23 protein-coding genes and 1 pseudogene are annotated in these 26,614 nt (G+C 60.7%); 12 read left to right on the top strand and 12 right to left on the bottom strand.

Going from position 1 to position 26,614, the window contains the following annotated elements:
* Nucleotides 1-18: 18 nt before the first annotated feature.
* The 8 genes from KUA23_RS00505 (at nt 19) to KUA23_RS00470 (ending at nt 8,751) form a co-directional block, all read left to right on the top strand.
* Nucleotides 19-786 (top strand): TerC family protein, encoded by a 768-nt coding sequence (locus tag KUA23_RS00505; protein WP_078046267.1) that lies wholly within the window; start codon nt 19-21, stop codon nt 784-786.
* A 211-nt stretch (nt 787-997) separates the two neighbouring features.
* Complete coding sequence (locus KUA23_RS00500) at nt 998-2,656, top strand: Na/Pi cotransporter family protein (protein WP_214497086.1); 1,659 nt, start codon at nt 998-1,000, stop codon at nt 2,654-2,656.
* 57 nt (nt 2,657-2,713) lie between these two features.
* Nucleotides 2,714-4,096: a M16 family metallopeptidase gene (locus KUA23_RS00495; protein ID WP_252993284.1), complete on the top strand. Its 1,383-nt coding sequence runs from the start codon at nt 2,714-2,716 to the stop codon at nt 4,094-4,096.
* Between the two features lie 72 nt (nt 4,097-4,168).
* Nucleotides 4,169-5,200, top strand: coding sequence for a DUF5924 family protein (locus KUA23_RS00490; protein ID WP_078046264.1), 1,032 nt, complete (start codon nt 4,169-4,171; stop codon nt 5,198-5,200).
* 54 nt (nt 5,201-5,254) lie between these two features.
* Entirely contained in the window at nt 5,255-6,403 is a 1,149-nt protein-coding gene (locus KUA23_RS00485; RefSeq protein WP_078046263.1) for an ABC transporter permease, read from the top strand.
* Nucleotides 6,400-7,203, top strand: a complete 804-nt coding sequence (locus KUA23_RS00480; RefSeq protein ID WP_078046262.1) for an ABC transporter ATP-binding protein — start codon at nt 6,400-6,402, stop codon at nt 7,201-7,203. The genes KUA23_RS00485 and KUA23_RS00480 overlap by 4 nt, the downstream gene beginning before the upstream one ends.
* A gap of 1 nt (nt 7,204) precedes the next feature.
* The gene (locus KUA23_RS00475) at nt 7,205-8,143 is read left to right on the top strand and encodes an MlaD family protein (protein ID WP_078046261.1); all 939 of its coding nucleotides are present in this window, start codon (nt 7,205-7,207) and stop codon (nt 8,141-8,143) included.
* Nucleotides 8,140-8,751, top strand: coding sequence for an ABC-type transport auxiliary lipoprotein family protein (locus KUA23_RS00470; RefSeq protein WP_252993283.1), 612 nt, complete (start codon nt 8,140-8,142; stop codon nt 8,749-8,751). Before KUA23_RS00475 ends, KUA23_RS00470 begins: the two co-directional genes overlap by 4 nt.
* 92 nt (nt 8,752-8,843) lie before the next feature.
* Here the strand turns inward: KUA23_RS00470 and KUA23_RS00465 are convergent, their stop codons facing one another.
* From KUA23_RS00465 to KUA23_RS00445, 5 genes are all read right to left on the bottom strand, one after another.
* The gene (locus KUA23_RS00465; RefSeq protein ID WP_016978801.1) at nt 8,844-10,073 is read right to left on the bottom strand and encodes a nucleoside recognition domain-containing protein; all 1,230 of its coding nucleotides are present in this window, start codon (nt 10,071-10,073) and stop codon (nt 8,844-8,846) included.
* A 98-nt stretch (nt 10,074-10,171) separates the two neighbouring features.
* Nucleotides 10,172-11,503 (bottom strand): glutamate/aspartate:proton symporter GltP, encoded by a 1,332-nt coding sequence (gltP, locus tag KUA23_RS00460; RefSeq protein ID WP_078046259.1) that lies wholly within the window; start codon nt 11,501-11,503, stop codon nt 10,172-10,174.
* 726 nt (nt 11,504-12,229) lie between these two features.
* Nucleotides 12,230-12,697, bottom strand: coding sequence for an inhibitor of vertebrate lysozyme family protein (locus tag KUA23_RS00455; protein WP_010207846.1), 468 nt, complete (start codon nt 12,695-12,697; stop codon nt 12,230-12,232).
* A gap of 2 nt (nt 12,698-12,699) precedes the next feature.
* Nucleotides 12,700-12,864, bottom strand: a complete 165-nt coding sequence (locus KUA23_RS00450; protein WP_003170804.1) for a DUF1328 domain-containing protein — start codon at nt 12,862-12,864, stop codon at nt 12,700-12,702.
* Nucleotides 12,865-12,943: 79 nt separating this feature from the next.
* Nucleotides 12,944-13,228, bottom strand: coding sequence for a hypothetical protein (locus tag KUA23_RS00445; protein ID WP_252993282.1), 285 nt, complete (start codon nt 13,226-13,228; stop codon nt 12,944-12,946).
* Between the two features lie 378 nt (nt 13,229-13,606).
* Between KUA23_RS00445 and algB the strand changes: the two genes are divergently transcribed.
* Both algB and KUA23_RS00435 read left to right on the top strand, forming a co-directional pair.
* The gene (algB, locus tag KUA23_RS00440) at nt 13,607-14,953 is read left to right on the top strand and encodes a sigma-54-dependent response regulator transcription factor AlgB (RefSeq protein WP_025854310.1); all 1,347 of its coding nucleotides are present in this window, start codon (nt 13,607-13,609) and stop codon (nt 14,951-14,953) included.
* A 10-nt stretch (nt 14,954-14,963) separates the two neighbouring features.
* On the top strand, nt 14,964-16,751 hold the full coding sequence (locus KUA23_RS00435) for a KinB sensor domain-containing domain (protein ID WP_099493321.1): 1,788 nt from the start codon (nt 14,964-14,966) through the stop codon (nt 16,749-16,751).
* Here KUA23_RS00435 and KUA23_RS00430 read toward each other — a convergent pair.
* The 6 genes and pseudogenes from KUA23_RS00430 to KUA23_RS00405 form a co-directional block, all read right to left on the bottom strand.
* Nucleotides 16,748-17,524: an N-acetylmuramoyl-L-alanine amidase gene (locus tag KUA23_RS00430; protein WP_078046256.1), complete on the bottom strand. Its 777-nt coding sequence runs from the start codon at nt 17,522-17,524 to the stop codon at nt 16,748-16,750. The two genes, KUA23_RS00435 and KUA23_RS00430, sit on opposite strands and share 4 nt — an antisense overlap.
* Before the next feature lie 88 nt (nt 17,525-17,612).
* On the bottom strand, nt 17,613-19,664 hold the full coding sequence (locus tag KUA23_RS00425; RefSeq protein WP_252993281.1) for a GGDEF domain-containing protein: 2,052 nt from the start codon (nt 19,662-19,664) through the stop codon (nt 17,613-17,615).
* Nucleotides 19,661-20,539 (bottom strand): endonuclease/exonuclease/phosphatase family protein, encoded by an 879-nt coding sequence (locus KUA23_RS00420; protein ID WP_078046254.1) that lies wholly within the window; start codon nt 20,537-20,539, stop codon nt 19,661-19,663. The genes KUA23_RS00425 and KUA23_RS00420 overlap by 4 nt, the downstream gene beginning before the upstream one ends.
* Nucleotides 20,540-20,549: 10 nt before the next feature.
* Nucleotides 20,550-21,185 carry a thiol:disulfide interchange protein DsbA gene (gene dsbA, locus KUA23_RS00415; RefSeq protein ID WP_033899253.1) on the bottom strand — a complete coding sequence of 212 codons (636 nt, stop codon included), beginning with the start codon at nt 21,183-21,185 and terminating at the stop codon, nt 20,550-20,552.
* Nucleotides 21,186-21,353: 168 nt separating this feature from the next.
* Nucleotides 21,354-21,980, bottom strand: a complete 627-nt coding sequence (locus KUA23_RS00410; RefSeq protein WP_034110627.1) for a c-type cytochrome — start codon at nt 21,978-21,980, stop codon at nt 21,354-21,356.
* Between the two features lie 34 nt (nt 21,981-22,014).
* Nucleotides 22,015-22,315: pseudogene (locus KUA23_RS00405) on the bottom strand (c-type cytochrome).
* A 192-nt stretch (nt 22,316-22,507) separates the two neighbouring features.
* On the opposite strand from KUA23_RS00405, the gene yihA reads away from it, so the two are divergent.
* A complete protein-coding gene (gene yihA / locus KUA23_RS00400) occupies nt 22,508-23,149 on the top strand; it encodes a ribosome biogenesis GTP-binding protein YihA/YsxC (protein ID WP_078046252.1) in 642 nt (213 codons plus the stop codon).
* A gap of 270 nt (nt 23,150-23,419) precedes the next feature.
* On the opposite strand, the gene polA is transcribed toward yihA, so the two are convergent.
* Nucleotides 23,420-26,197 carry a DNA polymerase I gene (gene polA, locus KUA23_RS00395; RefSeq protein ID WP_100491807.1) on the bottom strand — a complete coding sequence of 926 codons (2,778 nt, stop codon included), beginning with the start codon at nt 26,195-26,197 and terminating at the stop codon, nt 23,420-23,422.
* A gap of 74 nt (nt 26,198-26,271) precedes the next feature.
* Between polA and KUA23_RS00390 the strand changes: the two genes are divergently transcribed.
* On the top strand, nt 26,272-26,562 hold the full coding sequence (locus KUA23_RS00390; protein WP_012721523.1) for a DUF2782 domain-containing protein: 291 nt from the start codon (nt 26,272-26,274) through the stop codon (nt 26,560-26,562).
* Nucleotides 26,563-26,614 lie beyond the last annotated feature (52 nt).

The raw sequence follows: 26,614 nt of genomic DNA, 5'->3' as shown, positions 1-26,614 counted from the left end.
TTGCTCAAAGGAATACACATGGAATGGCTGACCAATCCGGAAATCTGGATTGCCTTCTTCACCCTGACGGCCCTCGAGATCGTCCTGGGCATCGATAACATCATCATGATTTCGATCCTGGTCAGCCGCATGCCCAAGCATATGCAGGCGCGCACCCGGATCTTCGGCCTGGCCTTGGCCATGGTCACGCGCATCCTGTTGCTGCTGTCGATAACCTGGGTGATGCAACTGACCGCCGACCTGTTCGTGGTCTTCGGCCAGGGTATTTCCGGTCGCGACCTGATCCTGTTCTTCGGTGGCCTGTTCCTGCTGTGGAAAAGCTCCCAAGAGATGTACCACGCGCTGGAAGGCGAAGACGAAACCCACGACGAGCCGAAGGGCGCCGGTGGCAAGTTCATCTACACCATCATCCAGATCGCGATCATCGACATCGTGTTCTCCCTGGACTCGGTGATCACCGCGGTGGGCATGGTCTCGCACGTACCGGTGATGGTCGCAGCGATTATCGTGGCCGTACTGGTGATGATGCTGGCGGCGGGCACCATCAGCGAATTCATCGACAAGCACCCGTCGCTGAAGATGCTGGCACTGTCGTTCCTGCTGGTAGTGGGTACCGTGCTGATCGCCGAATCCTTCGATGTGCACGTGCCAAAAGGCTACGTCTACTTCGCCATGGCGTTCTCGCTGGCAGTGGAAGCGGTGAACATCAAGATGCGCACCGCCATCGCGAAAAAGAAAAAACAGCAGGATCCTGTGAAACTGCGCAAAGACATTCCGGGTCAATAAACCCGAGCCAGACATAAAGGGGCTTTTATAAGCCCCTTTTTTTTATCCGCAAAAAGCTGATTTCATGACAGTTTTGTTTCAATCCCCACTTTAGCTATGCGATGCTGGCGCAGAGCCCATTCGCCAACTACAGCTTAACTACAAGACGTAGAACGGCACGCGGCAACTTTCCTTCGCTCCTGTTGGAGCGCACCCACACGGGGGGCCGAGCATGCTGACCTTGCTCAATCTGCTTTCCGCCGTGACCCTGCTTATCTGGGGCACGCACATCGTTCGTACCGGCATCCTGCGGGTCTACGGCTCGAACTTGCGCCAAGTCATCGGGCAGAACATGTCCAAGCGCTGGCTGGCGTTTATCGCCGGTATCCTGGTGACCGCCATGGTGCAAAGCAGCAACGCCACGGCGATGCTGGTGACGTCCTTTGTCGGCCAGGGCCTGATGGGGCTGATGCCCGCCCTGGCAACCATGCTCGGTGCAGACGTGGGTACTGCGCTGATGGCGCGGGTACTGACGTTTGACCTGTCGTGGCTGTCGCCGCTGCTGATCTTTCTCGGGGTGATTTTCTTCCTGTCGCGCAAACAGACGCGGGCAGGGCAGTTGGGCCGGGTCGGGATCGGCCTTGGGCTGATCATCCTCGCACTGCAACTCATCGTCGAAGCCGCGGGGCCCATCACCCACGCCCAGGGCGTCAAGGTTCTATTCGCTTCATTGACCGGCGACATCCTGCTCGACGCCCTGGTCGGCGCCTTGTTCGCGATGATTTCCTACTCCAGTTTGGCCGCCGTCCTACTCACCGCCACCCTGGCCGGCGCCGGCGTGATCGGCTTGCACGTGGCCATCGGCCTGGTGATCGGTGCCAATATCGGCAGCGGCGTGCTGGCCTTCCTCAGCACCAGCATGCAGAACGCCGCCGGTCGCCAGGTCGCGCTGGGCAGCTTGCTGTACAAGTTGATCGGCCTGCTGCTGATCATCCCGGTACTCGACCCGCTGGTGCTGTGGATGGACGGGCTGGACTACAGCGCCCAAGGCATGGTCATCACTTTCCACCTGCTTTACAACGTCACCCGGTGCCTGATCCTGCTGCCCACCATTGGGCCGATGGCGCGGCTGTGCGCCTGGCTGCTGCCCGAGCGCGAAGAATCCAACGGCAAGGCCAAACCCCGCCACCTGGACGTGGCCGCGCTCACTACGCCGAGCCTGGCACTGGCCAACGCCGCGCGGGAAACCCTGCGCCTGGGCGACCTGATCGACAACATGCTCACCGCGATGCAGGAAGTACTGCGCGGCAAACAGACGGCCATCACCCAGGAAATGCGCAGCCTCAGCGACGACGTCGAGTCGCTCTACAGCGCGATCAAACTCTACCTGGCGCAAATGCCGCGCGAAGACCTCAGCGAGCAAGACAGCCGGCGCTGGGCCGAAATCATCGAGCTGTCGATCAACCTCAAGCTGGCTGGCGACCTGATCGAACGCATGCTGCGCAAAGTCCAGCAGCAGAAAACCTCCCAGCGTCGCCAGTTCTCGGAAGTCGGTCTGGAAGAACTTACGGGCCTGCACAGCCAATTGATCGCCAACCTGCGCCTTGGGCTGTCGGTGTTCCTCAGCGCCGACCCGGAAAGCGCGCGCCAATTGCTGCGCGAGAAGCGCCGCTTCCGCGCCCAGGAACGCCGCCTGGCACACGCCCACGTCAGCCGGCTGCAGCGTAAAATCGTGCAGAGCCTGGAGACCAGCTCCCTGCACCTGGAGCTGATCGCCGACATGAAGCGCTTGAATTCGTTGTTTTGCAGCAGTGCCTATGTAGTGTTGGAAACGTCCGACACCGGCGCGCTCTCGGCCGAAGATATTGCCGACATCACACATTCGCCCTGAACGTACGATGGCCCGTGAAGTCAGTTAAAACTGACCTCACTCGCCAGGAAGCTTGTTATGCGTCGCCTGTTGTTCGCTTGCCTGCTCATGGGTTCTGCCCACGTCTTCGCCTTTGACCGCCTGCAAGTCGAGGGTTATACCTTGCCCAATGGCCTGCAATTGCTGCTTAAACCGGGCACCGAGCGCGGGCACGTGGCGATACGCCTGGTGGTGGGCGTGGGCCTGGATGACTTCCATTGCGAAGACAAGGAGTTGCCACACCTGCTTGAACACCTGCTGTTCAGCGGCATCGACGGTGGCGGCGAAGGTGAGCTGGAAGACCGCATGCAAGCCCTGGGCGGTGAGTGGAACGCCTACACCAGCAACGCGGACACCACCTTCGTGATCGAGGCGCCCGCGCAGAACCAGCGCAAGGTGCTCGACCTGCTGCTGGCGATCATCACCCGCACCGAACTGACCGACGCTAATATCAATGCCGCCAAGCGCGTGGTCGAACGCGAAGACGGCGGCCACTACTCACACCTGCAACGCCTGCTGGACCGCCAGGACCTGGGCCACACCGCCAGCAATCAACTGGCCGTCGAGTTGGGCCTCAAATGCGCCGAACGTGCCGAGGTCGACCACCTGACCCGCGAACAGTTGGAAAACCTGCGCAAACACTGGTACGCGCCCAACAACATGACCCTGATCATCGTCGGCGACCTCGACAAACTGCTGCCTGCCTATCTGGAACGTACCTACGGCCAGCTCGAACCGATCAAGCCCAGCGAACATCTGGCGCTGCCGGAAATCCAGCACGCCGCCGCCGCCCATCGCGAACTCATCCACGGCTGGGTTGGCGACAGCGCCAAGTTGCACTGGTTGTTCCCCGAGCCGGTGCTGGACGACGGGCATGACGAAACCTACGACCTGCTCAAGGATTACCTCGACTGGGCGCTGTACCGCCAACTGCGCCTCAAACACGGTTTGTCCTACGGCCCCTGGAGCGAGCGCGAAGTGCTCGGCGGCGTCGGCTTTCTCAGCCTGAATGCCGACCTTGAGCGCGAAAGCCTCCCCGAAGCCGAACAGGTCCTCCAGGACCTCAAGGCACAACTGCTCAAGGACGGCCTCGACCCGGCGGTGTTCACCCGCTTGCAGCAGGCCGCCATCGCCCGTCAGGCCTGGGCCGTGCAGGGCAACAGCGCGCTGGCCGACTACTACTGGAGTGCTTCGGGAGACTACAACAACGGCCATTTCAGCGACCCGGTCAAACGCATCAAGGCCGTCAGCCTGGACCAGACCAACCAAGCCATGCGCCAAGTGTTCCAGCAGCCAGGCTACTGGCGCATCGAAAAACCGTTGCTCAGCTACGACGCGCTGAGTTGGATGGGCGCCGGCCTGCTCGGCCTGATCGCCATTGTGTTGATTGGCGTGCGGGGTTATCGCAAACGGATCGCGTAATGAGGCACCGGACGCCAGGCTAAGACGTTATTCTGTCTGGGATTTTCTCCTACAAAGACTGCGAACCGCCGAATGCAAAACCTGACCCGCTTGATCACCCGCATCCTCGAACTGATGAAGCGTTACCCTGGGGTGATTGCACTCGGCGGCTTCATCTCGGGTGTGGGCAGCTTCATCCTGGTGGACCGCCAGCAGGGCATGGCCAGTTGGATCGCGGTGATCATGCTGGTGAGCTGGCTGTGGTTGATGCTGGAGAACAGCTTTACCCAGCTGTTCACCAAGGTCTTCAAGCGCGAAATCCCCGAACCGCTGCTGCGCTACGCAACCCAGATGATCCATCAGGAAAGTCTGTTCTTTGTGCTGCCGTTCTTCTTTGTCACCACCGCCTGGAACAGCGGCCAATCGGTGTTCACCGGGCTGCTCGGCGCGGCAGCGCTGGTGTCGATCACCGACCCGCTGTATTACAAGTGGCTGGCGCCCAAGCGTTCGCTGTTCCTGGCGCTGCACACGCTGACCCTGTTCGCGGCACTGCTCACCGCGCTGCCGATCATCCTGCACCTGACCACCGCCGAGAGTTACAAGCTGGCCCTCGGCGTGGCCATGGCGTTGTCGATCCCAAGTCTGGCCGTGAGCCTGCCGCTGCGCAGCCTCAAGGGCTGGGCGATGCTGTTGGGGGTTACGGCCGCGATTGGCTGCGCCGGCTGGTTCCTGCGCAGCTGGGTGCCGCCGGCCACCCTGTGGATGACCGAAGTGGCGATCAGCACCCAACTGCAAGACCGCACTCCAGGCGACGACCTCAAGGAAGTCACCGCCGCCCAACTGCGCAGCGGCGGGCTGTACGCCTACACCGCCATCAACGCACCGCGCGGGCTGGATGAGCGGATCTACCATGTTTGGCAATTCAACGGCAAAGAGGTCGACCGCATCGCCCTCGATATTCACGGCGGGCGTAAAGAGGGCTATCGCGCCTGGACTCACAAGCAGAACTTCCCCGGCGACGCTGTGGGCCGCTGGCAGGTCAGGGTGTTGACCGAAGACGGGCAGGTGATCGGTGTGCTGCGCTTCAAAGTGACGGACGCAGCACAAACGGACAACCCAAAGTAGGTAGGTTCGTGCTATTACGTAGGAATTGTGGATAGCCAAACAAGCTCGGAGCTTATGACCACCAGTACGACGGCCGGCGCAGCCCACCTCGATACGTCCACCACCCCGCCACAGCTGAGGATTACGGGGGACTGGACGCTTGCGCACTATGCCGGCCTGAAGAAGCTGTCGGACAAGCTCGACGGCCAATACGACGCCGGCGCGCGCATCGACCTCAACGGCCTCGGCGCCCTCGATACTGCCGGCGCCTCGCTGCTGGTGGAACTGCTGGGGCCGACCCGCATCGAGCAATCTGCCGAGCAGACTGACTGCAGCTTGTCTGCCGCTGACCGCGCGCTGCTCAAGACCGTCTACCGCTCCCTGAATGACTTTTGCGTACCGGACAAAGCCCCGGAAGAAGCCGCCGGCATTCAGGTGCTGGCGCGCATTGGCCGAGCGGTGGACACCGTCTGGCAGGACAGCAAGAAACTGCTGGGCTTTATTGGCCTGATTCTCGAAACCTTCGCCCGTGGCATTTTGCGCCCCAAGCGCTGGCGCATCACGCCCATGGTCGCGCACCTGGAGCAGGTCGGCCTCGACGCCGCGCCCATCGTGGCCCTGCTGACCTTCCTGGTCGGCGCGGTAGTGGCGTTTCTCGGCGCCACTGTCCTCAAGAGTTTTGGCGCAACTATTTTCACCGTCGACCTGGTGGCGTTTTCTTTCCTGCGGGAATTCGGCGTGTTGCTGACGGCAATCCTGATCGCCGGTCGCACCGCCAGTGCCTTTACCGCCCAGATCGGTTCGATGAAGGCCAACGAAGAAATCGACGCGATCCGCACCCTGGGCCTGGACCCGATGGAATTGCTGGTATTGCCGCGCGTGCTGGCGCTGCTGGTGGCGCTGCCGATGCTGACCTTCCTGGCGATGCTGTCGGGGATTGTCGGCGGCGGCGTGGTCTGCGCGGTGGCGCTGGATATTTCGCCGGCGATGTTCCTCTCGCTGCTGCAATCGGACATTGGCGTGCAGCACTTCCTGGTGGGCATGGTGAAAGCGCCGATCTTCGCGTTCCTGATTGCGGCCATTGGCTGCCTGGAAGGCTTCAAGGTCAGCGGCAGTGCCGAGTCGGTGGGCGCCCACACCACCTCCAGCGTGGTGCAATCGATCTTTGTGGTGATCGTGCTGGATGCGGTCGCTGCGCTGTTCTTTATGGAGATGGGCTGGTGAGTCGTCTACACCGTGCGCCCACTGAGGCGGTCATTGAGGTGCGCGGCCTGTGCAATCGCTTTGGCAGCCAGAGCGTGCACGAGAACCTCGACCTGGACTTGTACAAGGGCGAGATCCTCGCCGTGGTCGGCGGCTCCGGCAGCGGCAAGTCGGTGCTGTTGCGCAGCATCGTCGGCCTGCGCCGGCCCAGCGAAGGCGAAGTGCGGGTGTTCGGCAAAAACCTGCCGAGCCTGCCGGAACATGAACGCTCGCTGGTCGAACGGCGTTTCGGCGTGCTGTTCCAGAAGGGCGCGCTGTTTTCCTCGCTGACGGTCACCGAGAATGTGGCCCTGCCGCTGATCGAACATGCGGGCCTCAGCCGCGCCGACGCGGAGCACCTGGCAGCGGTCAAACTGGCGCTGGCCGGGCTGCCGCTATCGGCGGCCGACAAGTACCCGGCGTCACTGTCCGGCGGCATGATCAAGCGCGCTGCCCTGGCCCGCGCTTTGGCCCTGGACCCGGACATCCTGTTCCTCGACGAGCCCACAGCCGGCCTCGACCCGATCGGCGCGGCACAGTTCGACCAACTGATCCTGACCCTGCGTGACGCGCTGGGCCTGAGTGTGTTTCTGGTCACCCACGACCTGGACACGCTTTACACCATCACCGACCGCGTGGCGGTGCTGGCGCAGAAGAAAGTGCTGGTGGCCGACGCCATCGACATTGTCTCTGAAACCAACGACGCCTGGATTCACGAATATTTCCACGGCCCCCGGGGCCGCGCGGCATTGGATGCCGCTCAACCGCTCAACGAGGTATGACATGGAAACCCGAGCCCATCATGTGATGATCGGTCTGTTCAGCGTGATCGTGGTGGTCGGCGCGATGCTGTTTGGCCTGTGGCTGGCCAAATCCAGCGTCGACACCGCCTTCCAGGATTACGAAGTGATCTTCAACGAGGCGGTCAGCGGCCTGTCGCAGGGCAGTTCGGTGCAGTACAGCGGGATCAAGGTGGGCGACGTGATCAGCCTGCGCCTGGACCCCAACGACCCGCGCCGCGTGCTGGCGCGCATCCGCCTCGCCGGGCAGACGCCGATCAAGGAAGACACCCAGGCCAAACTGGCCCTGACCGGCATCACCGGCACCTCGATCATCCAGCTCAGTGGCGGCACACCGCAAAGTCCCGAACTCAAGGGCAAGGACGGCAACCTGCCGGAAATCATCGCCTCGCCATCGCCCATCGCCCGGCTGCTGAACAACAGCAACGACCTGATGACCAGCATCAACCTGCTGCTGCACAACGCCAACCACATGTTCTCCCGCGAGAACGTCGAGCGCCTGAGCAACACCCTGGACAACCTTCAACAAACCACCGGCGCCATCGCCGACCAACGCGGTGATATCAAGGTGGTGATGCAGCAACTGATGCAGGTGAGCAAGCAAGCGAGCGCCGCACTGGAGCAGACTACCGTGCTGATGCGCAACGCCAACGGCCTGCTCAACGAGCAAGGCAAGCAGGCCTTCGGCAGTGCCGAACAGGCGATGAAGTCCCTTGAACAAAGCACCGCGACCATCAACACCTTGCTGACTGACAACAAGGACTCGGTGAACAGCGGCATGCAAGGCCTCAACGAACTGGCGCCGGCCGTGCGCGAACTGCGCGAAACCCTGGGCTCGCTGCGCGCCATCTCCCGCCGCCTGGAAGCCAACCCCAGCGGTTACCTGCTGGGCAGCGACAAGAACAAGGAGTTCACGCCATGAAGCGTGCGTACCAAATGATCGCCCCTGTCGCATTGGCGCTGGTGAGCGCGTGCTCGATCCTGCCCAAGGCCGACCCTTCGGACGTGTATCGCCTGTCCTCGGCCCAGGCCACTAGCCAGGCTGCGCCGGTGAGTTGGTCACTGCGTGTGAACAAGCCGCAGACCAGCGAGTTTCTCGACAGCCCGCGTATTGCCGTGGTGCCCAATGGCGACCTGATCAGCAGCTATGCCAACTCGCGCTGGAGCGACCCGTCACCCGTGCTGCTGCGCAACCGCTTCATGGATGGTTTCCAGCGCGATGGCCGGGTGACGCTGCTGAGCACCGACGACACCAACTTGCAGTCTGACTTTGAATTGGGCGGGCAATTGCAGGCGTTCCAGAGTGAATACCACGGCAGTGCGGTGGAGGTGGTGATTCGCCTGGATGCGCGCCTGGTGCGCGGCAGTGACCAGCGAATTGTTGCCAGCCGACGGTTTGAGGTGCGGCAGCCAGTGAGCGACACCAAGGTGCCAGCGGTGGTTGCCGGGTTCGGGCAGGCGGGGGATCAACTGAACAAGCAGGTGGTGGATTGGGTTGTGCAGCAAGGCAATGGTGCTGCGAAACGCTGAGGGCGTCTTCGCGGGCAAGCCCGCTCCCACATTTTGATTTGTGAACACAGTCAAATGTGGGAGCTGGCTTGCCGGCGATAGCGATTCAAGCCTTACCCAAAGAACCAATAGCACACCGCAATAGCAGCAACGACACCGGCCAACTCCGCCAGCAACGCACACCCCACCGCATGCCTGGCCCGCTGGATCCCCACCGAACCGAAATACACCGCCAACACATAGAAGGTGGTCTCTGTACTGCCCTGGATCGTCGCCGCGACCAGTGCCGGGAAGCTGTCCACACCCTGGGTCTGCATGGTCTCGATCAACATCGCCCGCGCGGCACTGCCAGAGAAGGGCTTGACCATCGCGGTCGGCAACGCATCGACGAAGCGCGTGTCCATGCCCGTCCAAGCGACCACATGACGAATGCCTTCGAGACCAAAGTCCAGCGCACCCGAGGCACGTAACACACCTACGGCACACAACATTGCCACCAGATATGGCAGCAGGTTCTTGGCCACGTCGAAGCCTTCCTTGGCGCCTTCGACAAACGCCTCGTACACCTTGACCTTGCGCAGTGCACCGATCACAAGGAACAACATGATCAGGCCGAACAGCGTGAGGTTGCCGAGGATCGACGACAGCCCGGCCAGTGCCGTGGCGGAAAGAGTCGCCAGCAGGGCCATGAAGCCGCCAAGCACCAGCGCACCCGGAATCAGGTAGGCCAGCACCACCGGGTCCCACAGCCGCAGACGCTGCATGATCGCCACCGAGAGCAGGCCGACCAGGGTCGAGGCGCTGGTCGCCAGCAGGATCGGCAGGAACACCAGCGTCGGGTCCGCCGCGCCTTGCTGGGCGCGGTACATGAAGATCGTCACCGGCAACAGCGTCAGCGAAGACGCGTTGAGCACCAGGAATAGGATCTGCGCGTTACTCGCGGTGTTGGGGATAGGGTTGAGTTCTTGCAGCGCCTTCATCGCTTTCAAACCGATGGGCGTGGCGGCGTTATCCAGGCCCAGGCCGTTGGCAGCGAAGTTCAGGGTGATCAAACCGATGGCCGGGTGGCCGGCAGGGACTTCCGGCATCAGGCGGCGAAACAGTGGGCCGAGGGCCTTGGCCAGCCAATCGACGATCCCGGCTTTTTCGGCAATGCGCAAAAAGCCCAGCCACAGCGTCAGGGTGCCGAAAAGCAGCACCATGACCTCCACCGACAATTTAGCCATGGCGAAAATGCTTTCGACCATTGCCGCGAATATTCCGGCGTTACCGCCGACCAGCCATTGCGCCAGTGCCGACACCATTGCCACGACAAAGAAGCCAAGCCACAGGCCATTGAGCATCACTTAAACCCCTTGAAGAATGCAGCGAATGATAGCGGGGCTGGCAGAAACGACAAACCCCGGAATTTTCCGGGGTTTGTCTTCGAGCCGTCAGGCTATCAGCTGCGGGTGGCCTGGGCGGCCGGCGAGGCTTCCTTGCTGCGCCAGTGCGGCAGCGAGTTCCAGTAACGCTCGCCCTTGGCGTCGTCGTACATGCCTTCCCAACGGGAGATCACCAGCACGGCCAGGGCGTTGCCGATCACGTTCAGGGCGGTACGCGCCATGTCCATGATGCGATCGACACCGGCGATAAACGCCAGGCCTTCCAGCGGAATACCCACGCTGCCCAGGGTGGCCAGCAGCACCACAAAGGACACGCCCGGCACGCCGGCAATGCCTTTGGAGGTGACCATCAACGTCAGCACCAGCATCAGTTGCTGGCCGATCGACAGGTCGATGCCGTACAGCTGCGCAATGAAGATCGCGGCAATGCTCTGGTACAGGGTCGAACCGTCGAGATTGAACGAGTAACCGGTTGGCACCACGAAGCTGCAGATCGCCTTCGGCGCGCCGTAGGCTTCCATCTTCTCGATCACGCGCGGCAGCACGGTTTCGGAGCTGGCGGTGGAGTAGGCCAGCACCAGCTCATCCTTGAAGATGCGCATCAGCTTGATCACCGAGAAGCCGAACAGGCGGGCGATCAGGCCGAGGATCACAAAGGCGAAGAACAGGATGGCGACGTAAACCAGGATCACCAGCTTGGCCAACGGCAGCAAGGAGGCGAAGCCGAAGTTGGCGACGGTCACGGCGATCAGTGCAAATACGCCGATCGGGGCGTATTTCATGATCATGTGCGTGACTTTGAACATGCTCTCGGACACGCCCTGGAACATGGTCACCAGCGGCTCGCGCAGCTCAGGCTTGAGGCTCGACAAGCCGAGGCCGAATAGCACGGAGAAGAAGATGATCGGCAGCATTTCGCCACGGGCGACGGCGGCGAAGATATTCGATGGGATCAGGTTGAGGATGGTTTCGATGAACGCATGCTCATGCTGCACTTCGGCGGCAGTGGCGGTGTACTTGGAGATGTCGACGGTACCCAAGGTACTCATGTCGATGCCAGCGCCCGGGTGGAACAGGTTGGCGAGCAACAGGCCGACCACGATGGCGATCGTAGTGACGATTTCGAAGTAAAGGATGGTTTTGACGCCGATACGCCCGAGTTTCTTCGCGTCACCGACACCGGCAATGCCGACGATCAGCGAGGAGATCACAATCGGGATCACGATCATCTTGATCAGGCGGATAAAGATATCGCCCGCTGGCTGCAACACATTGCTGATCCACCAGGCTTTTTCAGCACTGAAATGGTTGAGCACTGCACCGATTGCGATCCCCAGCACCAAACCGATGAGGATCTGCCAGGCGAGGCTTAGCTTTGCCTTCTTCATGTCATTACCCTTACTTCAAGTGAACTTAAGGCAAATGCGCCAGCCGCAACGCTCGAAAGCGAAAAAGTGTGTGCATCTGCCTCCATGGAAGGTCACCGCAGCGTGGCCGAAATGGCTTACTGGCAGGCGAAAAAAGGCGCAACTATTCCCATGCAAGGGAGCGACGTCTAATGCCGTAAACGCCTACCCTATGCCGAATCGGCATGGCTTTTTTTAATAATAACTGTCCGAACGGTCAGTTCAAATGTGACATTTTGTCCGGCAAACATGCCGTGAACCTGCCAAACCCGGCTCGCTCAGAGAATCAGGACGTCTTTGGAGCCTTGGCAGAAATGCTTGGGAATACCGTCGTTTAGCGTCGGAAATGTCCTATGGACCAGGCCAAATTTTATCGATAGATGGTCAGCCCGACACACGAAGTAATGGTTGGGAAAGAGCAGGAAGGAAATTTGCGGCTAAGGAGAGCATAGGAAGCTGAGCGAGCCTGACAAGCCCGCCGCAGGTTCAGCAAGCCATCGGCTTGTAAACCTGCGTCGCAGCTTTTCGCCTGACCCGGCCCTTGCGCAGGCACTCCCTGTACCCGTAGGTCACGCCGATCGCAATTGATCAGAGCAACCCGGCCCCTTGGTCATGCACCGCCCTTTTCGGGTGGCGCAGACAGAAAGAAGCGAGGGGCTTCTTTCTATGGACGCTGGCCCCGTAGACGACAATGTCGTCAGACGGAACCTAGTACCAATTAGGATCTTTCTTCAGCTGCTCCATCAGCAGCTTCTGCATGCCCTCATCCGGCTTACCGATAAAACGGTAATCGGCGTGCCGCGTCGGGGACTTGTCCGCCGGCAGACCGGCCGGGACTTCCACCAACATGGCGTAGGCGTCTTCCTTGTCGAGGCTGAAGGCAACAATCAGGCGCTTGTTCAAGCAGGTGTCTGCGGTTTCGCAGAGCGGCCCGACCAAGTACTTGTCGCCATCTTCTTCCACGGCATTCATTTGCTCGGCGGTGCCTGACAGGTTCATGACCCATTCCGGCAGACGCTCTTCTTTCTTCACCACGCCTTGCCAGGTCTCGCGGTATTGCGGGTCCGCGCTGAGCAATTCGTTGGCTCGGGACTGGCCGTCATTGGCGGCCATTGCCAAGCCGCTGCCGCCCAGAAGCAGGGCGGCAGTAATGGCTTTGAAGGACAAAGTGGTCATGTTCAGCCTCGGCCGCGACGACCAAAGAAGAAGGAAGCGATGAACATCACCAGGAAGACCACAAACAGAATTTTTGCGATACCCGTGGCGGTGCCCGCGATACCACCGAAGCCCAGGACTGCAGCCACAATGGCGATGATCAGAAATGTGATTGCCCAACTCAACATGGTGATTCTCCTTATGCTTCTTTAAGAGGTAACAGCGGTAGTGCCGTGCGGCCACTCAACAGGAGCGGCCTTATGGTGCCTAGAACACCCAACGCTCCTGGGATGGCAGTTCACTCAGGGAAGATTCCTGGTCAACCATCCGCAATTGCGGGGCTGTTACGTCGGCAGCTACGCTGCCAACGGAACGGAAATGGGTTTGGATCATGGCTGGACGTTCGAACTGGGGAATCTGCTGCTGACTCTGCTGCCAATGTTGCAACTGTTGGCCGCCAATCAGCGTGACCATCAAGGCCAGGCTGGCAAACAGACCTTGTTGCAGGCGCAGTGGCGACACACGCAATTGGCTGAGGCTTTGGCGAGTCATGCTGTTGTTCTCCCGCATTTTGATTATTCGTTGGGAGAGCTATTGCAGAGCGCATGCCAGCTTTTTTACAAAATAAAACTCAATAAAATCAATGAGTTAAATATTATTAATCCGACACACGCCCAGCATCCTGCACGATGCCCCCTCGCGGGCCGTGCGAAATGCACGATGGCCAGCGGTCGGATCAAGGGATAGAACACTCAGAGTGCGTTGCCGAAGTGGCAAGACGGCATGAAAACGCCATCAGGCGGGGCTTTGTAGGAAGCGGTGCAGATACCTGCACGACGATGCTATTTATCGATCAGAATAAACCATGCAACTTGCCCGATTATTCCGGGACTAAACACCATCATTCATAGTTTAAGGAGCGCGGGACAGATGGAATCAGCCAAGGAACTTCAAGGCCGCATTCTTTTAGTGGATGACGAATCCGCGATCCTCCGCACCTTCCGTTATTGCCTGGAAGATGAAGGCTACACCGTAGCCACCGCCAACAGCGCTGCCCAGGCCGATACCCTGATGCAGCGCCAGGTGTTCGACCTGTGCTTCCTCGACCTGCGCCTGGGCGAAGACAATGGCCTGGACGTGCTGGCCCAGATGCGCATCCAAGCGCCGTGGATGCGCGTGGTGATTGTCACCGCGCATTCGGCAGTCGATACCGCAGTGGATGCGATCCAGGCCGGTGCCGCCGACTATCTGGTAAAGCCCTGCAGCCCCGATCAATTGCGGCTCGCCACTGCCAAGCAACTGGAAGTGCGCCAACTCTCCGCGCGCCTGGAAGCCCTCGAAGGCGAAGTACGCCAGCCGAAAGACGGCCTCGACTCTCACAGCCCTTCGATGATGGTAGTGCTGGAGACCGCGCGCCAAGTGGCCGGCACCGACGCCAACATTCTGATCCTGGGTGAATCCGGTACCGGTAAAGGTGAGCTGGCCCGCGCCATTCACGGTTGGAGTAAACGCTCGAAGAAATCCTGCGTGACCATCAACTGCCCGTCGCTGACGGCAGAGCTGATGGAAAGCGAATTGTTCGGCCATAGCCGTGGTGCCTTTACCGGTGCCAGCGAGAGCACATTGGGTCGCGTCAACCAAGCGGATGGCGGCACGTTGTTTCTCGATGAAATCGGCGATTTTCCACTGACGTTGCAACCAAAATTGCTGCGCTTTATCCAGGACAAGGAATACGAGCGTGTGGGCGACCCGGTTACCCGCCGTGCCGATGTACGCATCCTCGCCGCCACTAACCTGAACCTGGAAGACATGGTGCGTGACGGCCGCTTCCGGGAGGATCTGCTGTACCGCCTCAACGTGATCACCTTGCATCTGCCGCCACTGCGCGAGCGCAGTGAAGACATTCTGACCCTGGCCGATCGGTTCCTGGCACGTTTCGTCAAGGAATATGCCCGACCGGCACGGGGTTTCAGCGATGAAGCGCGCGAAGCACTGCTCAACTACCGCTGGCCGGGGAATATCCGTGAACTGCGTAACGTCGTGGAGCGTGCCAGTATCATCTGCCCACAGGAGAAGGTGGAAATCAGCCACCTGGGGATGGCCGAACAGCCAACCAACAATGCCCCGCGTATCGGTGCGGCATTGAGCCTGGACGAGCTGGAGAAAGCCCACATCGGCGCCGTGCTCGCCACCAGCGACACCTTGGACCAGGCGGCTCGCACCCTGGGTATCGACGCGTCGACCCTGTACCGCAAACGCAAACAGTACAACCTGTGAGCTGTACCCTATGAAGTTAGCGATGAAGCTGCGCACTCGGTTATTCCTGAGCATCTCAGCGCTGATCACCGTTGCCCTGTTGGGCTTGATCCTGGGCCTGGTGAGCGTCATGCAAATGGCCAAGACCCAGGAGTCCCTGATTCGCAGCAACTTCATCACCCTGGACCTGGGCCTCAAGCTGCGCCAAAGCCTGGGTGATCAGTTGATCATGATGCTGGAGGAGCGCCCCGACCCCGAGGCACTTCAAGCCTCCAAGCAGCACTATTTCGACCTGCTGGATCAGGGCATCGCGCATGAACAGCGCGACCGGCACGGGACGGGCTTCAGCGAGGCCCGCGGCCAGTATCAGCAATTGCTGGAAGCCTTCGACGAGTCCCAGCAACCGACGCCCCCTCCCGGCACCAAGGAAAAACTTACCGACACCTTCAATACGCTGCGCAATGGCCTCATCAACGAACACAAACAGGCGCTGGAAAATATCAGCAACAGCGAGCACAAATCTCGTGAGCGCGCGCTGCTGATCGCCGGGTTGCTGGGGTTGGTGGGGCTTGCGGTCCTGATCATCGGGTTTGTGACGGCACATGGCATTGCCCGACGCTTTGGCGGGCCTATCGAAGCGCTGGCCAAGGCCGCGGACAAGATCGGGCAAGGTGATTTCGAAGTGACACTGCCGATCTCGTCTGCGGCGGAAATGAACCAGTTGACCCGACGTTTCGGCATCATGGCCGAGGCGTTGCGCCAGCATCAGGCGACCAACGTCGATGAGCTGCTGGCCGGTCAACAGCGTCTGCAGGCGGTGCTCGACAGCATCGACGATGGCCTCCTGATGATTGACCGCCAAGGCCGCCTGGAACACCTCAACCCGGTGGCCCAGCGTCAGTTGGGCTGGGACGAGGCGCGCCTGGGCCAAGGTCTTGGCGAAGCACTGGTGCGCCCGGAACTGGACGAGCAGCTGCAACTGGTATTGCGCGGCGGCAACCTAGAACGGGCGCCGGACGATCTGGAAGTGGAGGTCGAGGGCGAGTTGCGCCTGCTGACCTACAGCCTGACGCCTGTCAGCCATACCCAAGGACACATCCTCGGCGCGGTGATGGTGCTGCATGACGTCACCGAACAACGCGCCTTCGAACGGGTGCGCAGCGAGTTCGTCCTGCGCGCCTCCCATGAGCTGCGCACGCCGGTGACCGGCATGCACATGGCGTTCGGACTGTTCCGAGAACGCGCGAAGTTTCCGGCAGAGTCCCGTGAAGCGGACCTGCTGGACACGGTCAACGAAGAAATGCAGCGCTTGATGCAGTTGATCAACGACCTGCTCAACTTCTCCCGCTACCAGAACGGCCTGCAGAAACTCACCCTAGGGCCGTGCGATGTGACCGACCTGCTGGAACACGCCCGTGTGCGTTTCGCCGAGCCGGCCAAGGCGCAAGACATCGAACTGCTGGTAGAAGCCCAATCCGACCTGCCTCGGTTGTACGCGGACCAGGCACAGCTTGAGCGCGTGTTGGACAACCTGCTGGGCAACGCCCTGCGCCACACCACTGCAGGCGGGCAGATTCGCCTGCAGGCGCGACGCCATGGCGAGCGGGTGATCATCAGCGTCGAGGATAACGGCGAAGGCATCGCCTATGGGCAGCAGGGCCGGATCTTCGAACCCTTCGTCCAGGTGGGCCGCAAGAAAGGCGGCGCCGGCCTGGGCCTGGCGCTGTGCAAGGAAATCGTGCAACTGCACGGCGGCCGCATGGGCGTGTATTCGCGGCCGGGGCAGGGCACTCAGTTCTATATGGCGTTGCCGCTCTAGCGGCGGTTCAACGCACGCAGGATCGCGGCACTTTCCGCATCCGGCGTGCCATCAAACAGCGACGGCCGGAAATGCATCTGGAACGCCGCGATCACATGACGCGTGGCCACATCCAGCTCGCCGGTCTGGGGTGTCTGATAGCCCAGATGAGCCAATTCTTCCTGGAACCAGGTGATACTCGGCAGCTCCGTGGCGTACTGCACCTGGAAACGCGCCACGGCCTGGGCATCCGGCCAGACACCCAGGCCCTCATCTGCCAGGCGCTTCCAGGGGAACAGAGGGCCCGGGTCGAGCTTACGCAGCGGCGCAATGTCACTGTGGCCAATGATGTTCTTGGGGTCGATGCCGTTGCGTTTGATGATGTCCTTGAGCAACACCACCAAGGACTGCACTTGCGCCTCGGAGTACGGATACCACAAACGGCCTGTCGGCGTGTCTTTGTAGCCAGGGTTCACGATCTCGATACCAATGGAGCTGGAGTTGAGCCAGGTGCGGCCCATCCACTCGCTTTCGCCGGCATGCCAGGCGCGCTTGCTCTCATCCACCAGCTTGTAGAGGGTGCCCGACGCATCGTCGCCGATCAGGTAATGGCTGCTGACCTGGCCGTGGGTGAGCAATGCCAGGGAGCGTTCAAGGTTGGTGGAGGTGTAATGCACGACAATGAACTGCACGCGGTTGTCGTAGTTCACCGAGGGGTGGGTGGTGTCCAGGCGAGGGCCGCTGGCGCAGCCCGCGAGAAGGAGAAACACAAAGGCGATGTACAAGGATTTCATGGCGGAAGACGTTACGCTAAAGACGATAATGCAACAGTGTAACGTACCGTTTGTGACCCAACCGTCAAATTACAAAATGGAACATCTTTTAGGCGGCCTGCACTTGGTTCCGCCCGGCGGCCTTGGCCCGATACAAGGCTGCATCGGCGCGCTTGAGTGCCAGGTCGCTGCGCTCTCCCGGCTGGAACTGCGCCACGCCCATGGACACGGTGATCGTCACCGGCTCACCCTTGAAGTGAAACGGGCAGGCTTCAATCGCTGCACGTAACACCTCGCCCGCAGCCAGGGCGTCCGCCAGGGATGAGTCCGGCATCAGCAGGACAAACTCCTCACCGCCGAAACGCGCGATAAAGTCGCTAGGGCGCAGGCGTTTACGCAGCACGCTAGCGATGATTTTCAGTACTTTGTCGCCAGCCAGGTGGCCGTAGCCGTCGTTGATGCGCTTGAAGTGGTCCAAGTCCAGCATCGCGAGCGACAGGCTGTTGCCACGTTGATGCCAGTCGTTGACCTCCTGATCCAGACGCTCACTCCATGCGGCGCGGTTGGGCAGGCCGGTGAGCGGATCGATCAAGGCTTTCTGGCGTTGTACCTCCAGGTGCTCGCGATAGCCCTGGGCTTCCTGCTCCATGTTGGCGACCCGCTCAGCCAAGCCTCTCAGGCGCGCCGCGGTTTCCTGCTCGCGCAGGTCACGCTGCTGCTGGTGCTCATCCATGGTGCCGAGCAGGCCTTCGAGGTGGCTTTCCAATACGTGCTTGAGGCTGTCCAGGTCGGCGGCCTCCTGCACGCTGCTTTGCAGGCCATCGACCTGTTCGCGGATCTGTGTATCCAGCTCCCGGGCGGCGGAGCGGCTATCGGCATGGCCGTCGCTGGCAACCTGCAAATGCCCTTGGAACGCTTCGAGGCGCTCGTTGAGCTGCTTGAGGTAAGCCTCGAACTCATGCTGACCGCTGTCGGTAATTGCCAGCATTAACACAGCCAAGTCGTCGAGGATCGGTAGCAGTTCGTACCAGTTCAAGCCGTGGGCCAGGCGCTCGCGCATGGCTTCGGCCTGGGGCCGGTGGCGCTCGGGCAGCGACAATTCCTCCAGAAGCCCGAGCAGGGTGTCTTCAATGTGTTTGGCCACGGAGCTGTAGGACGGCTCCGGCGAATCCGGTAAGGAATACGTGCCGTCCGCTTGCAACTCGTCAGGATCGGGCTCCTCGGCCTCCAGCACCGGCGGCAGCGACAGGCTGCCGATGACGGTCTCGTCCGGGGTGTCGACCTGAACGTCAGGCGTTTCGATGAAGGCGGCGAGGGCGCTTTCCGGTGCAACTGCTTCGGCCTGGGGTTCGGGCTCTACACGCGCTGCGGGCAGTTCAACGGGAGCAGTTTGAACCGGGGCCTCGTAGACAAACGTTTCGCTGACGGCTTCGACAACCTTGGCAGGTGCGGCCGGCTCTACTGCAGGGGCGAGCATTGCTTGAGGCTGTGGCTCAAAGGCGCGCAAGGCTTGCGTCAGTTCCTCCGACTGCTCAGGCTCGGGCGATTCAGATTCGGCAACAGGCTTGGCCGCTGCGGGTCGGGGTGCCGGGCCGGGTGCTGGATCGCTTGCCACGGCCTCGTTCTCGACCTCTTTGGAACCGAACAGTCGCTGCAGAAGCCCAGGCCCAGGCCGCGCGACTTCACCGTCCGGCTCCAGATTGTTCAGCGCCTGGCCCTGCAGGCTGCTCAATTCGCTGAGCAGCAAGGGGATCTCACGTGCCTGGCTGACACGGCCGTCCAGCTGCTTGGCGAACGTCTTCAGCGGCCGGGCCACTTCACGAGGTAATGGCAGTTTTTGCAGTTGGCTGACCAGGGAGGTCAACGCAGTACTGATCTGGTCGACCCGGGTTTCGCGGCGCTGCTCCGAATCCAGCACGGCTTTTTCCAGGCGCGGCAGCAAGGCGGCGAGAGCGGCATCCATATCATCGGTACGGACAACGTCGCGCATTTCCTTCATGCACTGGTCGACCGCGCGGTCGGTGCCCTCAGCAGCCAGCGTGCTGCGCACCAGCCCACGGCGCAGCAGGTCGAGGCGGGCAGCCCAACGGCGTTCGAGCTTATCTTGTTGCTCGATACTTTTGAGGTATTTCTCTTTCCAGCGCTGGGCGTCGTCGCTCATGCAAGGGGTCCGCGAGGGCCGGGGCTCAACGCGGGTAATGCATCAGCCGTGAGCGAACCCGGCAGACGAATCTCTACCGCGACCGGCAGGTGATCGGAGATGGGCTGCGCCAGCACCTGCACGCTCTCGAGTGTGAGGGTAGGGCTGAGCAGGATATGGTCAAGACAGCGTTGCGGGCGCCAACTGGGGAACGTGGCTTCGGCTTGCGGAGCCAGGAGCCCGAGGTCGCGCAACGGAGAATTCTGCAGCAGGTCGCTGGCGTGGGTGTTCATGTCCCCCATCAGCACCTGGTGTTTGTAATTGCCAATGAGCTCGCGGATGTAGGCCAACTGCATGGTGCGGGTGCGAGCCCCCAACGCCAGGTGCATCATCACCACAACCAAGGCCTCTGGGCCTTCGCCAAAGCGTACAAGGATCGCCCCCCGGCCCTTGGGGCCCGGCAGCGGGTGATCTTCAATAGCGGAGGGCTTCAAGCGGCTGAGCACGCCATTGCTGTGCTGTGCCAGGCGCCCTAGGTTGCGATTGAGCTGCTGGTACCAGTAGGGGAAAGCCCCGAGCTGGGCCAGGTGCTCCACCTGGTTGATGTAACCGGAGCGCATGCTGCCGCCGTCGGCTTCCTGCAGGGCAACCAGATCGAAGTCGTTCAACAGGTTGCCGATTTTTTGCAAGTTGCCGGCACGCCCGTTGTGGGGCAGCAAGTGCTGCCAGCCACGGGTGAGGTAGTGCCGGTACTTCTCGGTACTGATGCCCACCTGGATATTGAAGCTCAGCAGGCGCAGGCGGCTGTCTGCCGGCAGGCCCGTGGTTTCCAGGTGATGTTCGTTGACCTGCGGATCATGCAAGCCAACCACACGTTCGGTACCCCAACGGCGCATGACGGGCCCCTTACTTGGCTGCGCGCTCTTTGGCGATCAGCTGGTCGGCAACATTGAGGGTTTGCTCAGGACCACCGGAGGTGCCCAGGTCGAAACGGTATTTGCCGTTGACGATCATGGTCGGTACGCCTTGCACGCCGTACTTCTGCGCCAGCTCCTTGGCCTGCTTGATCTGGCCCTGGATGGCGAAGGAGTTGAAGGTCGCCAGGAACTTGTCCTTGTCGACACCTTGGGTGGCCACGAAGTCAGCCATTTCGTCTGGTTTGGTGAGGCGCTTGCCTTGCTTCTGGATCGCGTCGAATACCGCGTTGTGAACTTTATGCTCCACACCCATGGCTTCCAGGGTCAGGAACAGTTGGCCGTGGGCATCCCATGGGCCGCCGAACATGGCGGGGATACGTTTGAAGTTCACGTCTTTAGGCAGTTTCTCGACCCATGGGTTGATGGTCGGCTCAAAAGCGTAGCAATGCGGGCAGCCATACCAGAACAGCTCCACCACTTCGATCTTGCCTGGCTCCGAGACCGGAACCGGGTTAGCCAATTCAACGTAGGTTTTACCGGCTTCAAGCGGCACGTCGGCGGCTTGTGCGGTCATGCCGAAGAGGCTGGCAGTGACGAGAGCGGCGCTGAGAATCAGATTACGCATGCTTTACTCCTGGACAAATAAAGTCGCCTCACGCGACCCTTGTTGTGACAGGTCTACGCGGGCATGAGTTCGTTAGTGTAACGGCACCGGCCACAAAAAAGGGCGGCCTGGGCCACCCTTTTTATGCTTGCATCACGGGATTAATCGAGTGTTAACGTTGCCTGTACCTCAGTGCAAGCCCTGGATGTAGCTGGAGACCGCCGCAATGTCTTCATCACTCAGCTTGCGGGCGATGGTGCGCATGATCGCCGCGTCGCCATCGTTGGCGCGTCCCGCCTCTTCCTTGCGGAAATCGGTCAACTGTTTGGCGATGTAGGTCGCATGCTGGCCACTCAGATGCGGGAAGCCGGCGGCGGCGATGCCCGCGCCATTGGGCGAATGGCAGCCGGTGCAGGCTGGCAGGCCTTTTTCCAGGTCGCCGCCGCGGAATAGTTTCTCACCACGGGCCACCAGTTTCGGATCAGCAGCTCCCACACTGCCTTTCTGGCTGGCAAAATACGCCGCGAGGTCTGCCAGGTCCTGATCGCTGAGGTTGGTCAGCAAGCCGGTCATTTCCAGGACCGTGCGCTTGCCATCCTTGATGTCGTGCAGTTGCTTGGTCAGGTAACGTTCACCCTGGCCGGCCAGTTTGGGGAAGTTCGGCGCCGGGCTGTTACCATCCGGTCCATGGCAGGCACCACATACGGCGGCTTTCGCTTGACCGGCAGTGGCATCACCTTTCAGGGGGCCCTCTGCAGCGACGGCAACGCCTGTGATGCCCAAGGTCAACAGCAGACTCACGATCAGTTTGTTCATCAGCTAATCCAACTACGGCTAAGGGGTTTAAGAGTTATCTACCGGGTTTACTCACCATCAACTCAATGACGGCCTGGTAATCCTCAGTACTGCAGTCCATGCACAAACCACGCGTCGGCATTGCCTTGAAACCCTGGGTCACGTGTTGCACCAGCGTGTCCATGCCTTGCGCCAGTCTTGGCGCCCAGGCGCCTCGTCACCCCGTACGGGGGCGTTGGGCAACTGGCCGGCAGGCAAGCCACGCAAACTCGGTTGTACACCGCTTCCGGATCCTGTGTAGCCTGAGCGCCGTAAAGCGGGAGCAGGACACCGATAGCGAGCAACCACTTGGTCATACGTCGACCATTTCAGGGTTTGAGAGCGTTTTGCGTTCTAATGCGCAATAAAGGTCTATCGCTCCCGTGAACTTCATCCTTCGCTGGGACAAAGCACACACAAAATCTGCGGCATTATATACTGGCGCTACTGAAACGGAAACGACACCGCTTGCCGCACCCTTTTTCGGCACCGCCCACATCGGAAAACTCATGCAACTCAAGAATCCCATCCTCGGCCTGTGCCAACAGTCCACGTTCATGCTCAGCGCCGCCAAAGTTGACCAATGCCCCGATGACGAAGGCTTTGAAGTCGCCTTTGCCGGTCGCTCCAACGCCGGCAAGTCCAGCGCGCTGAACACCCTGACTCACGCCAGCCTGGCACGCACCTCGAAAACCCCGGGCCGTACGCAACTCCTCAATTTCTTCAAGCTAGACGATGATCGGCGTCTGGTCGACCTGCCGGGCTACGGTTACGCAAAAGTACCCATCCCGCTGAAGCTGCACTGGCAGCGTCACCTGGAGGCTTACCTGGGTGGCCGAGAGAGTTTGAAGGGTTTGATTCTGATGATGGACATCCGCCATCCGATGACCGACTTCGACCTGTTGATGCTCGATTGGGCTGTCGCCAGCGGCATGCCGATGCATATCCTGCTGACCAAGGCCGACAAGCTGACCTACGGCGCCGCCAAGAACACTCTGCTCAAAGTGCAGTCGGAAATCCGTAAGGGCTGGGGCGATACGATCACCATTCAGCTGTTCTCGGCGCCTAAACGCCTGGGCTTGGAAGAGGCTTACACCGTATTGGCCGGCTGGATGGAGCTGGCAGACAAGGGCGCAGAAATCGCGGAGTAACTTTTCTGCAGGCAAAAAAAACCCCGGACTTCGTATGGGGAGGGGAAGTTCGGGGTTCAAGTTCCGGACCGCTAGGGCGGGGTCCAGATATCTGCCAACACTTAACACAACATAGGAGCATTGAAGGGCTTCACCACCCATTCAGTAACTCTGAGTAGCAGTTCACAGGTTAAGTTCCGGCAGGTTCAAAAAACTATTGGAAATAACCGACGAAGACTTCTGGACTAAAGCACTCTGCCACCACGCAAGGTGGTGGCAGGAGCCCCGTCATCAGTGTGCTTCGTCCCAGTTATTGCCTACGCCCACTTCCACCAGCAGCGGTACGTCCAACTGAGCAGCCGCACTCATGTGCTCGCGAATTTTCTCGCTGACTTGCGCGACGAGGTCTTCACGCACTTCCAGCACCAATTCATCGTGTACCTGCAGGATCACCTTGGCATCCAGGCCTGAGTCGGTCAGCCAGTTATCCACCAACACCATGGCTTTCTTGATGATATCTGCCGCCGTGCCCTGCATCGGCGCGTTGATGGCAGTGCGCTCAGCGGCCGCGCGTTCCTGTGGCTTGTTGGAGTGGATATCCGGCAAGTAGAGGCGACGACCGAAGAAAGTCTCGACGTAGCCTTGGTCGGACGCCTGGGCCCGGGTGCGTTCCATGTACTCGCGAACACCGGGATAACGGGCGAAATACACATCAATGTACGCCTTGGCCGTCTTGGTATCGACGCCAATGTCCTTGCCCAGCTTCTGCGCGCCCATGCCATAGATCAAACCGAAGTTGATCGCCTTGGCGCTGCGACGCTGGTCGGAGGTGACCTCGCCCAATTCAACCTTGAACACCTCGGCCGCCGTGGCCGTGTGTACGTCGAGGTTGTGACGGAAGGCATTCATCAACCCCTCGTCTTTCGACAGGTGGGCCATGATCCGCAGCTCAATCTGCGAATAGTCCGCCGCCAGCAATTTGTAGCCCTTGGGCGCAATGAACGCCTGGCGAATCCGCCGCCCTTCGGCGGTACGTACCGGGATGTTCTGCAGGTTCGGATCACTGGAAGACAACCGCCCGGTCGCCGCCACCGCCTGGTGATACGAGGTGTGGATACGCCCGGTGCGCGGGTTGATCTGTTCCGGCAGCCGGTCGGTGTAAGTGCTTTTGAGCTTGCTCATGCTGCGGTACTGCATCAGCACCTTGGGCAGCGGGTAATCATCTTCGGCCAGCTTGGCCAGAACTTCTTCGGCGGTCGAGGCCTGGCCCTTGCCGGTTTTTTTAAGCACTGGCAGGCCGAGTTTTTCGTACAGGATTGCGCCAAGTTGCTTGGGCGAACCCAGGTTGAACTCTTCGCCGGCGATCTCGAACGCCTGGCGCTCGAGCTCGACCATCTTGTTGCCCAGCTCGATGCTCTGGACGCCCAGCAAGTCCTTGTCGACCAGCGCGCCCTGGCGCTCGATACGCGCCAACACCGGCACCAGCGGCATCTCGATATCCGTGAGTACACCTGCCAGGCTCGGGATGGCCGCCAGTTGCGCAAACAGCGCCTGGTGCAGGCGCAAGGTCACATCGGCGTCTTCCGCCGCATAAGGCCCAGCCTGCTCCAGGGCAATCTGATCGAAGGTGAGCTGCTTGGCTCCCTTGCCAGCGATGTCCTGGAAGGCAACGGTGTCGTAGTCCAAGTACTTCTTGGCCAGGCTGTCCATGTCATGCCGCGTTGCGGTGGCGTTCAACACGTAGGATTCAAGCATGGTGTCAAAGGCGATGCCGCGCACGGTAATGCCATGAGCCGGGTCGCCGCCGATGGCGCAGTTGGCCAGGATGTTCATGTCGAACTTGGCGTGCTGGCCGACTTTGAGCTTGGTCGGGTCTTCCAGCAGTGGCTTCAGGGCCAGCAGCACGGTATCGCGGTCCAACTGCTCCGGCACGCCGATGTAGGAGTGGGTCAGCGGAATGTACGCGGCTTCATGGGGCTGCACCGCGAAGGAAACACCTACCAGTTGCGCGCGCTGGGCATCGATCCCGGTGGTTTCGGTGTCGAAGGCGAACAGCTTCGCGTCGTTGAGTTTCTTCAGCCAGATGTCGAACGTCGCCTGGTCGAGGATGGTGGTGTAAGTCGCCTCGGCGGGTGCCACCACTTCAACAACGTCCTCAACCGCAGGAGCTGCCTTGAGCTCCACTCGCTTGGCATCGCGCTGGATCTCATCAAACCAGCTCTTGAACTCCAGCAGCGTGTACAGCTCCAGCAGTTTTTCACGGTCCGGTTCGATCAGGTGCAGGTCATCCAGGCCCACGTCCAGCGGCACATCGACCTTGATCGTCGCCAATTGATAGGACAGGAATGCCATCTCACGATGCTCTTCCAGCTTGGCCGGCAGCGTCTTCGCACCCCGGATAGGCAGGGTCGGCACGATATCCAATTGCTCATACAGCTCTTTGAGGCCACCGTTCACGCCAACCAGCAAACCTGAAGCGGTCTTCGGACCGATGCCCGGGACGCCTGGGATGTTGTCGGACGAATCGCCCATCAATGCCAGGTAGTCGATGATCTGCTCGGGAGCGACACCGAATTTCTCCTTCACGCCCTCGATGTCCATCGCGCTACCGGTCATGGTGTTGACCAAGGTAATGTGCCCGTCGACCAGCTGTGCCATGTCCTTGTCCCCGGTGGAAATAACCACCGGGCGGTCAGCGGCCGCACTGCTGCGGGCCAGGGTGCCGATCACGTCATCGGCCTCGACGCCTTCGACGCACAACAGCGGGAAGCCCAGGGCGATCACGCTCTGGTGCAGGGGTTCGATCTGCAGGCGCATGTCATCGGGCATGCTTGGGCGATTGGCCTTGTATTCGGCGTACATGTCATCGCGAAAGGTCCCACCCTTGGCATCGAACACCACCGCGAACGGACTGTCCGGGTATTGCTTGCGCAGGCTTTTGAGCATGTTCAACACGCCCTTGACCGCGCCGGTGGGCAGGCCTTTGGAGGTGGTCAGCGGTGGCAGCGCATGGAACGCGCGGTACAGATAAGAAGAACCGTCCACCAGGACGAGGGGTGCTTGGCTCATGAGCAGAATCAACCTTTTCGGCGGGTCAGGCGCTAGAATAGCCGGACCAATGACGACAAAGGGACAAGGTTATCATGCGTACATTCAATCGCCTGCTGCTGACTGGCTTGATTGCACTCGCTCCGATGGCTGCCATGGCGGCAGACGACGCCCCCGGAGGCGATCCGGAAGTGACCATTCGCACGGAAGGCGACAAGACCATCCAGGAGTACCGCCAGAACGGTTTCCTGTACGCAATCAAGGTTACCCCGAAGGGGGCGCCCCCGTATTTCCTGGTGCGCGCGGACGGAACCGATGCGAACTTCATCCGCTCTGACCAGCCGGATATGCTGATCCCGTCATGGAAGATCTTCGAATGGAAATGATTTCTTAACTTCAATTGGCGCCGCGCACCGCGGCGCCCGTACTGGCAGTTTT

The organism is Pseudomonas pergaminensis (assembly GCF_024112395.2).
Classification (GTDB): domain Bacteria; phylum Pseudomonadota; class Gammaproteobacteria; order Pseudomonadales; family Pseudomonadaceae; genus Aquipseudomonas; species Aquipseudomonas pergaminensis.
Note: the sequence above shows the minus strand (reverse complement) of the source record. Positions and strands in the feature narration are given on the sequence as shown.

Coding starts and splice junctions, on each gene's coding strand:
- KUA23_RS00505 (WP_078046267.1), top strand. CDS start 19: ATGGAATGGCTGACCAATCCGGAAATCTGGATTGCCTTCTTCACCCTG.
- KUA23_RS00500 (WP_214497086.1), top strand. CDS start 998: ATGCTGACCTTGCTCAATCTGCTTTCCGCCGTGACCCTGCTTATCTGG.
- KUA23_RS00495 (WP_252993284.1), top strand. CDS start 2,714: ATGCGTCGCCTGTTGTTCGCTTGCCTGCTCATGGGTTCTGCCCACGTC.
- KUA23_RS00490 (WP_078046264.1), top strand. CDS start 4,169: ATGCAAAACCTGACCCGCTTGATCACCCGCATCCTCGAACTGATGAAG.
- KUA23_RS00485 (WP_078046263.1), top strand. CDS start 5,255: ATGACCACCAGTACGACGGCCGGCGCAGCCCACCTCGATACGTCCACC.
- KUA23_RS00475 (WP_078046261.1), top strand. CDS start 7,205: ATGGAAACCCGAGCCCATCATGTGATGATCGGTCTGTTCAGCGTGATC.
- KUA23_RS00470 (WP_252993283.1), top strand. CDS start 8,140: ATGAAGCGTGCGTACCAAATGATCGCCCCTGTCGCATTGGCGCTGGTG.
- KUA23_RS00465 (WP_016978801.1), bottom strand. CDS start 10,073: ATGCTCAATGGCCTGTGGCTTGGCTTCTTTGTCGTGGCAATGGTGTCG.
- gltP (WP_078046259.1), bottom strand. CDS start 11,503: ATGAAGAAGGCAAAGCTAAGCCTCGCCTGGCAGATCCTCATCGGTTTG.
- KUA23_RS00455 (WP_010207846.1), bottom strand. CDS start 12,697: ATGACCACTTTGTCCTTCAAAGCCATTACTGCCGCCCTGCTTCTGGGC.
- KUA23_RS00450 (WP_003170804.1), bottom strand. CDS start 12,864: ATGTTGAGTTGGGCAATCACATTTCTGATCATCGCCATTGTGGCTGCA.
- KUA23_RS00445 (WP_252993282.1), bottom strand. CDS start 13,228: ATGACTCGCCAAAGCCTCAGCCAATTGCGTGTGTCGCCACTGCGCCTG.
- algB (WP_025854310.1), top strand. CDS start 13,607: ATGGAATCAGCCAAGGAACTTCAAGGCCGCATTCTTTTAGTGGATGAC.
- KUA23_RS00435 (WP_099493321.1), top strand. CDS start 14,964: ATGAAGTTAGCGATGAAGCTGCGCACTCGGTTATTCCTGAGCATCTCA.
- KUA23_RS00430 (WP_078046256.1), bottom strand. CDS start 17,524: ATGAAATCCTTGTACATCGCCTTTGTGTTTCTCCTTCTCGCGGGCTGC.
- KUA23_RS00425 (WP_252993281.1), bottom strand. CDS start 19,664: ATGAGCGACGACGCCCAGCGCTGGAAAGAGAAATACCTCAAAAGTATC.
- KUA23_RS00420 (WP_078046254.1), bottom strand. CDS start 20,539: ATGCGCCGTTGGGGTACCGAACGTGTGGTTGGCTTGCATGATCCGCAG.
- dsbA (WP_033899253.1), bottom strand. CDS start 21,185: ATGCGTAATCTGATTCTCAGCGCCGCTCTCGTCACTGCCAGCCTCTTC.
- KUA23_RS00410 (WP_034110627.1), bottom strand. CDS start 21,980: ATGAACAAACTGATCGTGAGTCTGCTGTTGACCTTGGGCATCACAGGC.
- yihA (WP_078046252.1), top strand. CDS start 22,508: ATGCAACTCAAGAATCCCATCCTCGGCCTGTGCCAACAGTCCACGTTC.
- polA (WP_100491807.1), bottom strand. CDS start 26,197: ATGAGCCAAGCACCCCTCGTCCTGGTGGACGGTTCTTCTTATCTGTAC.
- KUA23_RS00390 (WP_012721523.1), top strand. CDS start 26,272: ATGCGTACATTCAATCGCCTGCTGCTGACTGGCTTGATTGCACTCGCT.